Origin of the sequence: Roseivirga sp. (genome assembly GCF_965216855.1) — a bacterium.
GTDB lineage: Bacteria > Bacteroidota > Bacteroidia > Cytophagales > Cyclobacteriaceae > Roseivirga.
On sequence record NZ_OZ244204.1, the window covers coordinates 4,490,150 to 4,503,395 of the forward strand.

The window sequence follows — 13,246 nt, forward strand, 5'->3', positions numbered from 1 at the left end:
GTCGATTTTTTTTAACCAAGACGACTATCAGACTTATTATGAAACGACTATTCATTGTTCTAATGATTTGCAGTCTATCCGTTACTTTATCTGAGTTACATGCACAAAACCTGAATAAAGTATATGGAGCTATGGCTGAAGAGGACTGGGAAGTGGCTTTAGAAGAGCTGGAACCCATACTTGCCAAGAAGAAAAAAAGCTATGAAGCCATGTGGCTGGCCGGTATCTGTCATACCAAGAGGTACCGGATGGACAAGGCTTTCGAATTATTTCAGGAATCTGCCCCTCTGGCAGAAGAACTCCCTTATTATTGGATTCCTTACGCTGAAGCCTATTTGGTGGCTGAACGCGTAGATGATGCCGAGCGCACACTAAGAAGGCTTAACCCCAGCTCGCTTGAGGAGCAGGATCAGGCAGATTGGTACGCCCTCTTTAACAAAATTCAGAATGCCAGAAAATACCTCTCTAACCCCAAGGATATTATTATTAAGAACTTAGGACCTAATGTGAATACTGAAGGGAATGAGTATTCTCAGGTGGTTACAGCGGATCAGATGGGGATATTCTTTACCGCCAGAAGATCTGGCCTGGGTAAGATTGCCGATGATGGTGAGAACTATGAAATGGTAATGACGGCTGAGATGGATGAGCTGGATAAGTGGAAGAAAGACAAGCCGCTCGATGGCTTCTCGGCAACAGATGCTAATGAGGCACCTATTCAGCTGACCAATGGTGATAGCACCCTGTTGACATTCTACGATGAAGATCTGTTTATCTCTTACAAAGAGGCCGATGGCAACTGGAGCAAGAGAGAACCTCTTCCTATCAATACCAATAAATGGGATTCACATGCCTACCTGTACAATAATGGTAATTCCATGATTTACGCATCGAGCTTTGGTAATGATGAGGAGAATTCAGACCTCTACATTGTCCATAAAGATGAAAATGGAAAATGGTCTAAGCCTTACTTCATCGAGGAGCTGAACACACCTGAGCGTGAAGATGCTCCTTTTGTAGCTGAAGACGGAACATTATACTTCTCCTCACAAGGCCATGACTCTATGGGTGGTTATGACATTTTCACCACACGATTGGATAGTGCAACCGGTAAGTTCTCAGAGCCTGAAAATATGGGAGCACCCATTAACCTGCCCAATGACGATACTTTCTTTACACTCTATGGTAAGAATGCTTATTTGTCTTCAAGCCGTCCTGATGGCTATGGCCAGGTAGATATTTACAGAATCATCATGTTCAACAAGTCCCAGCTTCAGGGTAAACTACTGGACTGTGACAATGAATCTCCGGTAGCTTTCGCAGAGGTTAAAGTAACTACTCAGGATGGTGAAGAACTCACTGCCATGACTAATGAGTACGGTGTCTATAAAATGACTATGCCGATTGAACGTGACTTCACCTTAACAGTGACTAAAGACGATGAGGTTGTTTATGAGAAGGTACATGCCATTCGAGTGCTCTTTAGAGATGAGTTTGATGTAGAGCAAGACTTCTATATAGGCTGTGACAAGGTTGAAAAAGACATCTATGTGAAAATGATCAATAGCTTCGATCTTGACCCGACCAACGTTCCGGTGGAAGATCCTTCTATTGAAGGAATTGAGCCTGTAACTGAGGAAGAAGAAGCTGAAGAGCTAGCTGAAGAAGTAGTGGCCGTTGAGGAAGTTCAGGAAGAAGTAACAGAAGAAGAGGAGCCGGAAGAAGTGGAAGTAAAAGCTGCTGTTGTTCCTGCTGTGACTGAAGAAACCATTGAGCTACCGAACGTATTCTTCGATTTCGATAAGCATAATATCAAGTCAGAATTCTTCGAAAGACTGGATGAAGCTGCTGAATTGCTGGTAAGAAGAAGAGACCTGAGAATTATGGTGGCAGGTCACACCGATGCTTATGGTACGAACCCATATAACGTAGCGCTTGGAGAAAGAAGGTATACGGAAGTGTACAACTATCTGATTAACAAAGGAGTGAATCCAAGTCAATTGGCCACTAAAACCTTTAGTGAAGACATTCCTATTGCTTCTAACAGAACCGTTCAGGGTAGAGCATTCAACAGAAGGGTAGAACTGTACTTTATCGATGAAAACGGTAATAAGGTAGAGTACTAGTATTCAATAAATTCAAATGAAAGAGGTTGTGTCCATTAAGGCACAACCTCTTTTTTTGCCAGGAACTGTAAAAGAATGGAAATCAGCCCTGGCGATTGCACGCGTGTAGTGCCTAGTTGGTCTGTCCCTCAGTAATGGTCATGATTTGATCAGTTGGTACATTAGTCATTTGATCAACTACTCCGGAAGGCCACTGAATTTCAATGCGCTCAATTGTGGCAGTGTTTCCGAGCCCGAAATGAGCCCTAATGTCATTATCACCAAGGAAGGTGTTGTTGCTGCCGATTACCCGTGTCTGAGTCATAGTCCGTCCATTAATAGTTGCTCTTAGTCGCACAATGGCTCCAACGGCCGATTGGTTGGATTGACTACCCACACATTTAATGGTGAGCCAGTGATTACCATTGTTTAGGTCATTTCTATATAGGTAGTTGAGTTCTGCTCCGCTGGGAGCAGGAGCTACATAGCCATTTTTGCAGGTGATGTATAAGTCCTGATCACCATCATTGTCATAGTCTCCATAAGTTATTCCCCAGGTATTCTTTGGTCCGGGAGCTTCAATGGCGCTAGTGCTGACATAAGTAAATGTGCCATCGCCATTGTTATGGTATAGCTTATTAGTATTCTGTGCGTTGCCTACAATGACATCGAGATAGCCATCATTGTCAAAGTCTGCCCACACATTGGCTAGAGAAACAGAAAGCTCTTCAACCAAAGGACCTTCAGTGATTTTGATGAGTGTATCTCCATCATTCCTGTAAAGGCAGTTGAGCATACCAGCGGGAGCTCCCTGTGGGTTGGGTAAGCCGGAGTAATTGGTCATAAAGGCATCCAGGTCACCATCATTGTCATAATCAATCCAGTTCCAGGTCTGACCGTCCATACCATCGGTACCGATGGGTTGGTTAGTGATACGCTGAAAGCTAACCTGACCGCTTTCCTTGAGCATATTCCTGAAATGGAAATCAGGTGCGACAGTACCATTGGCAGGACCCGCTCCAATAAAGAGGTCCATATCTCCATCCAGATCATAATCAGTCCAGGTGGCATTGGTAAAGGGAGCGGTAGGACCGGTGATAGGGTATCCGGCCTGATATGAAAAGGAGCGACCGTTTTCATTCCTGAACAAGCCATTACTTTCCACAGGTTTGCCCACGAAATTAGCGGGATGAATAGTGACCAGGTCGACAAATCCATCATTATCATAGTCGGCCCAGGCGGCATCGAAGGCGAGGGTCCCGACATTAGCTGTATTATAGCTTTCAATTCTTCGGAACTGAAAGTTGCCGAGGTTCTTGTAAAGCAGCGAACCAAAGCGCGTAAACCCATTGGCTATAAATACATCCATTAGTCCATCATTGTCATAATCGGCCCAACTATGCCCGAAGCTGGCTACCTGGAGGGCGGTCAGTTCACCAGCTTCTACCTGAGTAAACATGTCATCACCATCGTTCCGGTAAATGGTATTGGCGCCAAAGGGCAGGTTGGCATTGGTGAGGAACAGATCGAGGTCACCATCATTGTCGATGTCTACAAATGAGGCACCGTTGGTATTCAATCGGTCCTGAGTAAAGGCTCCCTTGTCAATCAGTTTAAAGTCCTGAGCCTGTAAGGAGAGCCCGGAAATGAGACTAAGGAGTAAGAATAATCTTTGAGTTTTTAATCGTTTTGTTGTCATAGTATTTCAAGTCGTGATACCTGAAATACACTCATTACTTTATGTTATGCGGTAAATCCGATAATATTTTCCTCGAATCAGGAGGCTTGGGCTAAAAGTTTTTCGCGATAGGCTGAAGGGGAGACACCTATATGTTTCTTAAAGGCATTCAAGAAGCTGGTCTTATTATTAAAACCAGAATCGAGAGCAATGGCAATGAGTTTAAGGTCGCGGTGACTTTCAGAAGACATCAGCCTTTTGGCTTCCTGAACTCTCAACTCATTGAGGTAGTCATTAAACTTTTTCTGCTTTCCTGCATTGATAGCCTGAGAAAGAGAATGAATACTCACATCCAGCTCGTCCGCCAGGTCTTGCAATTTCAGGTCGCCATTCAGGTAGAGTTTTTCCTGCACCATTACCTGGTCGAGTTTCTGAATGATGTATTGGAGTGCATCGCTGGTCAACGCTGAGTTTGAATACTTTTCTCCATTCTCTGCGGGAACGAAACTTTCTGTTTTCAGGCCCCGGTAACCAATGCTATAAATAAATACAGCCATACCCAGAGATACCATATAGTCATACTGTAATTGCAGTGTTCCTGTCCAGACCAGCACATAGTAACTTAGAAAACAGGCAGCATAACCGGCAAAAGCGTACACCAATACACGAAGCGCAGAGTCCTTCACTATGAGTAACATAGCTACCGCGTAACCCACCAATTGTGCATTCTGAAGCAGAATAACACTAAAGCCTACGGTTCTGATATATTGAGTGCCATTGCTGATGACAAGGGCTACTACTGCCATAAGAAAGGGGATAAAGTGCAGCCAAACATATGGGGCAGGCTTGTTTCGAACTTTGCAGAAGTAAATCCATAACAATGGGCCGAACAGCAGGGTAAACTGCATGCTCAAGGAGAATATCGGTGGCAGGTAATGAACAATCTGTAGCCAGAACGATAAGTAGTAAGCCAGGGTAAGTGTAAAACTCAGCACCAGGAGACTGAGAATGTTAACTGCCTTGTTTTTCCATTGCTGCTTCATTCCCAGTACTATACTCAGGAAGATGCCCTGAGAGACGGTGGCAGTAAACAGAACTATCCAGAAACTTGGCATTTAACTTTGGCTTTAACTTGCTTACGGAATATCCGCAATAAAGATCATTCCCTGATCAATGGCAGCGTAGAGCATCGCAGTAAACCACTGAGCTTCGATGTCTCACTGTACTTAACAGGGTGACACTGAATTCCCCTTAGTTCAAGTTCTTTAATTAATCGGCTGAAGTCCTTTTCAATAAGCACATCTTTGGGGCTGATGGAAAACACATTCGGGAACATGCTGTTTTTCTCGTCCTGATTTACCCTGATGAGGTTTTCTTCTTCGAAAAGATGAAAGATGATCTCAGGGCGCTCGGCAAAGCCCTCTTCATAGAAAATAGCATAGCGATCACCCACCGGCTGAAAAGCACAATCGAGATGAAGAATATTCACTGCCGGATCATCACTGACCACTAATTCCAAAGCATGAAACTGCTTATTGGGAAACTGACTTTGAACATATTCAAAACCTGCTCGATTCGTCCTTTTACTGATACCAACAAGCACATGGTCACCACAAATGAGTACATCGCCACCTTCAATAGTTGCACCTTCAGGAATCCGAACAATTTTTTCAGGCTTAATTTGATCCAGTACTTCATTAATGCCTTCGATTTCGCCCTGTCTCAAAGGCTCCTTCATGTTGGCCACCACGAATTTATCATCGATAACGAAACCAATATCGCGGGTAAAGATCTGTTTCTGATTCGAAAGGTTATCTGGCTGAATAACTTCAACTCCGGCTTTCTCCAGTGCGGCTTTGGCTTCTGCAATTTCAGCCTGAATGGCTTCAGGGGTTGGATAGGTGCCTTGTTCCTTATGCATCTTAGCCACAGGGTTGATTTCATAGGGTTTTCCCTGATCGGTACCAATGCCAAGAATTACAGTTTTAAGTGGGTTAGTTTCGCTGGTGATGTTTAGAGGTAGGTAATTCAAATCTTAATTTTTTAGCTCCCAAAGTTAGCCATGCAGATTTAGATATCAACCTAATTCTAAAAGCTTATGCCATAGTCTTTGCCGGAGTAGTGGCCTCATCGGCTTTAGGCTCCTCTACTTTTCTCAAGGTTCTAATGCAGAGAATGGCACAAACCAGAGAGAAGACTGCGCCCAGAGCAAAAGGTGCCCCTGGGAAATAATATTCTTCAGTAGTAAAAAACTTAAAGGTAATTCCCATCATAATAGGCCCGAAGATAGATGAAAGGCTCATAAGACTGGTAAGTCCACCTTGTAGCTCTCCCTGCTCACTATTGGGTACCTGACCAGCCATAATGGCCTGAACCGTTGGGCCAGCCAGTCCACCTAAAACATATACACCGAGAAAGATATATAGCATGGTGGTTGTTTGAGCCAATGAGAAGAGAACCAAGCCGGCAAAATTAAAGAACAGCCCCAGGTAGATAGTTTTCTTGTTACCAAGCTTCTTGCTGATCACCCCAATCAATCCGCCTTGGACTATGGCTACCATAACACCTATGACACCAAGAGAGGCACCAATCTCTTTGGGGCCCCATTCGAACATTTCGGCTCCAAAGTAAGACCATTGCGACTGAACTGAATGCCCGGCTATATAGACAAAGAAAAGAGCGGAAGCAAGGCCAACAATAATAGGGTTCTTCTTCAATTGTTTCAATGATCCTGCTGGATTAGCTCTTTTCCAGCTAAATTTTCTCCTGCTCTCTTTGGGTAAAGACTCGGGTAAGAAGAAGAAACCGTATAGAAAATTGAGCAGGGTGAGTCCCGCGGAAATAAAGAACGGTACACGAAGCCCCAATGCTCCCAGAAAGCCACCAAGAGCAGGACCAATAATGAAACCAAGCGCAAAAGCGGCTCCCAGAAGACCAAAGTTCTTTGCTCTCTTCTCCGGTGGGCTTACATCGGCAATATAGGCTGACGCGGTGGTAAAACTTGCCCCACACATACCTGCAATGATTCTTCCTATAAAGAGGAGAGCAATGGTTGGAGCTAATGCCAGAAACAGATAATCAACAGCTAATCCGAATAATGCAATCAGGAGCACGAGTCGCCTGCCATACTGATCACTTAAGCCACCAAGAATGGGGGCAAAGATAAATTGCATGATGGCGTAGACAGCGACCAGTTGTGTTCCTTTTAGGGAGGCTTCACCATAGGTGAACCCGCCTAATTCCGTTAGCAAATCGGGAAAGATTGGAATAACGAGTCCAAGCCCGATAATATCAATCAGGACAGTAATAAAAATGAAGCCTAAAGCTGGGGTTCTTTTGGACATAGTTGAAAAAGCAGCTGTGAATTTAGCCGCTTTGAAATCAAATGCCTAAAGGAAAAGAATAAAGAATTAAAAGAGTGGTTTAAGATCTTGACAACTAGATGATGTTTACCTCCGGGGTGAGTTCAACACCAAATTGAGTGGCTACGGATTGCTGAATTTCGAAAGCCAGTTCCTTGATTTTAGCGCCTTCACCACCTCCATAGTTGACTAATACCAGGGGTTGGTTTTTATGCACACCAATAGGGCCAAAGGTTTTTCCTTTCCAGCCGGCCTGCTCAATAAGCCAGGCGGCAGGGATTTTCATCTTTTGCTCGGGTTGCTGATATCCCGGTATGCCGGGGAATTCTGCCCTTAAACCTTCATAGTCGATTTTATCGACAGTCGGGTTTTTAAAGAAGCTTCCGGCATTGCCAATTTCTTCCGGATTGGGGAGCTTACTTTGCCTGATCTGGATAACCGCATCAGAGATAGCTTTGATGCTGAGTTCTTCAATTCCCATTTCATCCAGGGTATCTTTAATGGCTCCGTAAGAGGTATTAAAGACAGGTTCTTTATTCAGTCTGAAGGTAACGGAGGTGATAATGTATTTCCCTTTCAGTTCTTTCTTGAAGACACTTTCCCTGTAACCAAACTGGCAGTCTGCATGAGAAAAGGTATGCACCTCACCAGTGGCAATTTCTACAGCTTTCAGTTTTTCAAATACCTGCTCAATTTCTACTCCATAGGCACCAATGTTCTGCATAGGTGCAGCACCCACAGTACCCGGAATGAGAGATAGGTTTTCAATACCAGCCCAATCATTGCTAATGGCAGTCAGCACAAACTGATGCCAGTTTTCTCCGGCCTGTACTTCAACAAAATAGTGTTCTTCCGTTTCCCTGACTAATTCGATGCCTTTCAGCTCATTCTTCAATACCAATCCATTGAAGTCTTTGGTGAGGAGTATATTACTTCCGCCACCTAAAACCAGCAGTTCTAAACCCTTACGATGATTTAAAGCCTCCTTGAGTTCCTCTACAGAATTGAAGGCCTTGAAGTGCCCGGCCTTAGCTTCTAATGAAAAAGTATTAAAGGGTTTAAGGGAGACGTTCTGTTGAAACATTCAGATTATTGATCTAGCAGTCTTCGGTGATAGTTTAGCTGGCCCAGGTGGTAATTGAGGTGGCTTTGTAAATGTATGAGAAAGAAAAGGATAGTCATCTCTTTTCCAAATACATTAACAGGATAGATTTCATCCAGCTTTTCTTCCGGTAATTCTGCCAGTGTATCGAGCACAGATTTTTTAGTCTCTTTGATTTGACTGATCAATTCTGAGCGTTTTACATCCTTTAAGCCAAACTCATCGTCTCTTTGACGGATATAGCTACTTCCACCAAGCATAGCTCCAATGAAATGGCGAAGGTTACCGCAAAGGTGCAAGGCCAGGTTTCCGGCTGTGTTAGCGATTTCACCTTCGAGAATCCAGAGGTTCTCTTCTTTCTTATAAGCCTTTACTTCCTGAAGTAGTCGATCGAGGTCTCTTTCGAAAAGGTCGGATAATGATTGTATTGCGTTATTCATAGCCCTAGTTCTTGTTTTATTTGGTTGATCTTACCCAGCAATTCTTCTTTCACGTGATCATATTCAACCTCATTCTTTAAAGGCTGGTTCACGCTGATGTAAAATTTTATTTTTGGTTCTGTTCCTGATGGTCTGGCAGAAATCTTGGAGCCGTCTTCCAGTACAAATTGAAGAACGTTCGATTGGGGTAAATCTATTGCCGATTCTTTTCCGCTCTCTAAATCTTTGGCTATCGAAGATTGATAGTCCATTAATTTGACCACCTTCAACCCTGCCAGGGTTTGAGGAGGCGCTGACCTGAAGCCGGCCATCATTTGCTGAATTTCTTCGGCACCTTTCATGCCTTTTTTGGTAATAGAGACCAGGTCTTCCAGGAAGAAGCCAAATTCCTGATAGATCTTGCTGAGCAGCTGGAATACCGTCATGCCCTGATCTTTAGCCCAGGCACACATTTCAGCCAGCATAGCACAGGAAGCCACTGCATCCTTGTCGCGCACAAAGTCGCTGATCATATAGCCGTAGCTTTCTTCACCACCGCCAATAAACTCCTTTTTGCCTTCCAGTTCCTTAATAAGTGCTGCAATAAATTTGAAGCCTGTTAGTGTATTGGGGCAATCAACATCAAAGCTGGCAGCCATTTTATCAAGCAGATCGGTGGTAACAATGGTCTTAACAATCATCTGATTGCCGTTCAGTTTACCGTTTTCCTTCCATTTGGTCAGCAAATAGTAGATAAGCAATGAAGCTGCCTGATTACCATTGAGTATTTCGTATTCCCCTTTGGCATTTCTGGCGGCTATACCTACACGGTCTGCATCAGGGTCTGTAGCCATTACCAGGTCTGCATGAATTTGCCCGGCTTTCTGCAGGGCCAGACTCATGGCTTCTCTTTCCTCCGGGTTAGGATAGACGACCGTAGGGAAGTCACCATTCGGGATAGCTTGTTCTTCCACCACTGTCACACTTTCAAACCCCTTGCGCTTCAAAACTTCAGGCACAAGCGTGATACCGGTACCATGAATAGGAGAGAAGACGATTTTGAGGGTGTGCTGCTTTTGGATTACCTCCGGGGAGAGGGTGAGATTCAGCACTTCCTGAATGTAAGCTTCATCGAGCTCTCTTCCGATGGTTTCGATAAGCGAATCGTCTTTTTCAAACTTCACTTGCTCTACTCCGGAAATGGCCTGGACCTCCTTGATAATGTTTTTATCGTGTGGGGCTATTACCTGAGCACCATCGTCCCAGTAGGCTTTGTACCCATTGTATTCTTTAGGGTTGTGAGAAGCAGTAAGCACAACACCACTCTTACAGCCTAGTTTTCTGATCGCGAATGAAAGCTCGGGAGTAGGCCTTAAATCTTCGAATAAATAAACCTTAATACCATTGGCTGAGAATACAGCAGCTGTCGTTTCGGCAAAGAAGCGACTATTGTTACGGCTGTCATGGGCAATGGCCACCTTAACTTCTTCATTAGCGAATGACTTTTTCAGGTAATTAGCCAGTCCCTGAGTGGCCATTCCCACGGTGTATTTGTTCATTCGGTTTGAACCGATGCCCATAACTCCTCTCAGTCCGCCAGTCCCAAACTCCAGGTCTTTATAGAAGGAATCTGCCAGTTCGGTTTCGCTCAATGCTTTAATGGCTTCTTTACTTTCCTCATCAATGGCTGAGTTGAGCCACTGGTCGGCTTTCTGCTGAATTGCTTGGTCTATCATAAGAGAGGATAATTCCTTAAGTGAAAATGATTGAATTTTTCGGCAATTGAAATTGCTTTTGAGAAATGTTTCAAGAACAATGTCATATGGAATTCAAAAATAGAAGTCCCTTTCATTTGTTGAAAATGAAATACGATTTTCTGCGAGTAAAAACTAAAATCACGGGCTTGTAAGGAGTCTTTGGGGAGAAACAAGCGAAGAAATATGAGAATTCGCAGCTCAATTCATGAATTTTCACCTTGTCTCAAGACAATCGCCAAAACCATCATCTTATTATTTGGAACTTAAAATTGAACTCAACAGCTTTGCACAAAACTATAATTCATGGATATAGATAAACTGAATAAGGACTTCGCAGTAATTGCAGATAAGATCAATGAGTTGGATGAGCTGAGCTACAGCGATGAGCGTTATGACGAGCTTGAAGAGGAACTGCACGATTTGGAAGATGACTTCATTGAGGAGTTCGGAGATTACCTGGAAGAAGCCATTGAAGCTGTTCATGATGAGTTTTGCCCTGACAATGATGTCTTACTGCCGATAGCCTATTTTGCCAAGAATTATATCAGAAATCAGAAAGATAATCAGGGACGGTACAGCTACGACATAGAGTTTGGAGAGGGAGTACCTGTTCAGGTAGAAGAGTTTGCTGGTCAGGAAGTGAAGCTGGTTTTGGTGCCAGGTCCAACCAGGCTGATAGTAACTGTAGGGGAGAGTGCCAAGCACGTGGCCTGGAGAGCGAAATAAGTATAAAACCAGGTATAATAAAGAGGTTGTTTCAAGTTTGCCGGATTACGTCATTCTGAATTTATTTCAGAATCTACTGAGACCCTGAAACAAGTTCAGGGTGACGCTGGGCAGGCGTTTGAAACAACCTCTTCTGTTTTTATTTCTGTTCTGCTGGTTTCAACCAGTAGTCTCTTAATTTTAGTTGTTGCTCTGAGGCCTCTTCGTTGAAGACTAATGCCAATGGAACAGGTACTTCTATCTGCTGATTAGGAGCTGATAACTCAACTTTTTGACCTTCTCCATCCACTTCTCTCCAAACCGTCATGGTGAAAGTTTCCAGACCAGGGATCATTTGAACCTGCTCACCCAGGAAAGCATTCAACTCAGGACCATAAACAGGGAAGTCCTTGCCATTCATCTTCAATACAATATCACCAGACTTCAGGCCTAGGGCTTTACCCATAGCATCCAGCCCGGCTTCGTTAGAAATGGCCAGCATCTGATTGCCTTCGTATTGACCAAGCGTTACGTTGCTCTGATTGAAAATTAGTGAGTGCTGCTTCACAGTGCCATTGTTGATCACGTTCACACCTACCTTATCAAAGATTTCATCATAAGGTAACGACTGATCTCCGGCTACATAAGTATTCAGGAATTCACCAATTTCAGGGTATGTAAGGTTCACGATCTCATCGAATAGCTCTTCATCCCTGAACGACTTGTCTTTACCATATTTCTTAGACAGGTCAGACATCATATCCTGGACACCATAAGCACCATCTGATAGCTCTCTTAACTGGATATCCAATGCAGCACCAATAAGCGCACCTTTCTGGTATACATTATAGTACTGATCTGCGTACTCGTCTAGTGCACCAAGGCTTAACTCAGTAAATGGTAACTGATCTTTGAATTGCTGTGAAATCACTAGTTTTTCCTGCAACATACCGAGATACTCTTCAGGAGTAACCAAACCATATTTAACCTGTACGCTTCCGGCAAAGTATTCTGTCATGCCCTCATACATCCACAGGTGACGAGACATTTTAGGATCATTAAAGTCGAAGCTGCCAATCTCCTCAGAGTGAATATTCAGAGGGGTTACAATGTGGAAGAACTCATGAGCCGCGAAGTCTCTCAACTGCTGATTCATTTGCTCAATAGTCTGCTCAGGCATATAGTAAACAGAGCTGTACGAGTGTTCCAGTGCACCATAAGAAGTAACAGGTTGATCCGTGAAGTAGAAAATGAAAGCGTATTTGTCTACAGGTAGTTTACCTCCCAGGAATTGATTTTGTGCTGCCAATACTTCTCTGATACTTTCAGCGATCTCCTTAGCCGAGACCATCTTGTTAGGGGAGTAGCTGGCAATCAGCACATCTGTATTGGCTACTTTAATGATAGCTGTATCTGCTTCACTGTACATGAGTGGAGAATCAATCAGTCTGTCGTAATCTTCTGCTATGAAACGATCTACAGCCAGATCAGCAGTTGGACCTTCAATATCCAGTTTACCAATCAATGGAGGATTGTTATCCGGGATCATACCGGTGGCTCCATAGAAGCTGGATTCCCGAACGATGTTCAATTCAAACTCCTCTTTCTTCATGCCTTCGAAATAACCGAAGAAACCGGAGTTGTTGATGATGAAGTTCTTATCGTCTTCAATGTTCGTTCCGGCTGGTTGAAAGATAGACGGTCCTGATTTTTCAGTGTCGTAAGTATCTTCAACGAGGTAGGTGATCTTTCTTAGTTTTCTGGCATCTTTGATTAACCAGGTGTTGTCGTCTAAGCGCTCAACTTCCATCAGATTATCACGCTTATCATAAGCTTTCAGGTCAGAAACCATACGGCCGTAGTCAGCAATGGCATAGGTGCCAGGGATGATTTTCGGCATGTAGAACTTAATTTCTTTCTCCTTGATTCTTGGAGTTTCCAGTTCAACGAAAACCTTGTCATCAGAGACGCGGGTCAGGTCGACTGTATATTTGTAGGGGTTGGCTGCGTAAATGCTGGTAGATAGCAGCAGCGCCATCAGCACAAGATTCAATCGCTTCATTCAAGATTAGTTTTAGTGATTATTTAATGGACGCCAAAGAAAAGGCTTTGTTCTGA

At 43.7% G+C, this 13,246-nt stretch carries 10 protein-coding genes; 2 read left to right on the top strand and 8 right to left on the bottom strand.

Annotated elements, in window-relative coordinates:
* Window positions 1-38: 38 nt before the first annotated feature.
* On the top strand, window positions 39-2,126 hold the full coding sequence (locus ACOOEY_RS19840) for an OmpA family protein (RefSeq protein ID WP_420386470.1): 2,088 nt from the start codon (window positions 39-41) through the stop codon (window positions 2,124-2,126).
* A gap of 112 nt (window positions 2,127-2,238) precedes the next feature.
* Here ACOOEY_RS19840 and ACOOEY_RS19845 read toward each other — a convergent pair whose 3' ends face one another.
* The 7 genes from ACOOEY_RS19845 to ACOOEY_RS19875 all read right to left on the bottom strand — a co-directional run bounded on the left by ACOOEY_RS19845 (window position 2,239) and on the right by ACOOEY_RS19875 (window position 10,402).
* Window positions 2,239-3,804: a CRTAC1 family protein gene (locus ACOOEY_RS19845; protein ID WP_420386471.1), complete on the bottom strand. Its 1,566-nt coding sequence runs from the start codon at window positions 3,802-3,804 to the stop codon at window positions 2,239-2,241.
* A 77-nt stretch (window positions 3,805-3,881) separates the two neighbouring features.
* Entirely contained in the window at window positions 3,882-4,898 is a 1,017-nt protein-coding gene (locus ACOOEY_RS19850) for a helix-turn-helix domain-containing protein (RefSeq protein WP_420386472.1), read from the bottom strand.
* 44 nt (window positions 4,899-4,942) lie between these two features.
* Window positions 4,943-5,815 carry a dimethylarginine dimethylaminohydrolase family protein gene (locus ACOOEY_RS19855; RefSeq protein WP_420386473.1) on the bottom strand — a complete coding sequence of 291 codons (873 nt, stop codon included), beginning with the start codon at window positions 5,813-5,815 and terminating at the stop codon, window positions 4,943-4,945.
* 64 nt (window positions 5,816-5,879) lie between these two features.
* Window positions 5,880-7,127, bottom strand: a complete 1,248-nt coding sequence (locus tag ACOOEY_RS19860; protein ID WP_420386474.1) for a TCR/Tet family MFS transporter — start codon at window positions 7,125-7,127, stop codon at window positions 5,880-5,882.
* A gap of 94 nt (window positions 7,128-7,221) precedes the next feature.
* Window positions 7,222-8,229: a UDP-N-acetylmuramate dehydrogenase gene (gene murB / locus ACOOEY_RS19865; RefSeq protein WP_420386475.1), complete on the bottom strand. Its 1,008-nt coding sequence runs from the start codon at window positions 8,227-8,229 to the stop codon at window positions 7,222-7,224.
* A 5-nt stretch (window positions 8,230-8,234) separates the two neighbouring features.
* Window positions 8,235-8,687 carry a DinB family protein gene (locus ACOOEY_RS19870; RefSeq protein ID WP_420386476.1) on the bottom strand — a complete coding sequence of 151 codons (453 nt, stop codon included), beginning with the start codon at window positions 8,685-8,687 and terminating at the stop codon, window positions 8,235-8,237.
* Window positions 8,684-10,402 (bottom strand): phospho-sugar mutase, encoded by a 1,719-nt coding sequence (locus tag ACOOEY_RS19875; protein WP_420386477.1) that lies wholly within the window; start codon window positions 10,400-10,402, stop codon window positions 8,684-8,686. The genes ACOOEY_RS19870 and ACOOEY_RS19875 overlap by 4 nt, the downstream gene beginning before the upstream one ends.
* Window positions 10,403-10,726: 324 nt before the next feature.
* Here ACOOEY_RS19875 and ACOOEY_RS19880 point away from each other — a divergent pair, with 324 nt between their 5' ends.
* Window positions 10,727-11,149, top strand: coding sequence for a hypothetical protein (locus tag ACOOEY_RS19880; protein ID WP_420386478.1), 423 nt, complete (start codon window positions 10,727-10,729; stop codon window positions 11,147-11,149).
* 139 nt (window positions 11,150-11,288) lie between these two features.
* Here the strand turns inward: ACOOEY_RS19880 and ACOOEY_RS19885 are convergent, their stop codons facing one another.
* Window positions 11,289-13,190: a peptidase M61 gene (locus tag ACOOEY_RS19885; protein WP_420386479.1), complete on the bottom strand. Its 1,902-nt coding sequence runs from the start codon at window positions 13,188-13,190 to the stop codon at window positions 11,289-11,291.
* Between the last annotated feature and the right edge of the window lie 56 nt (window positions 13,191-13,246).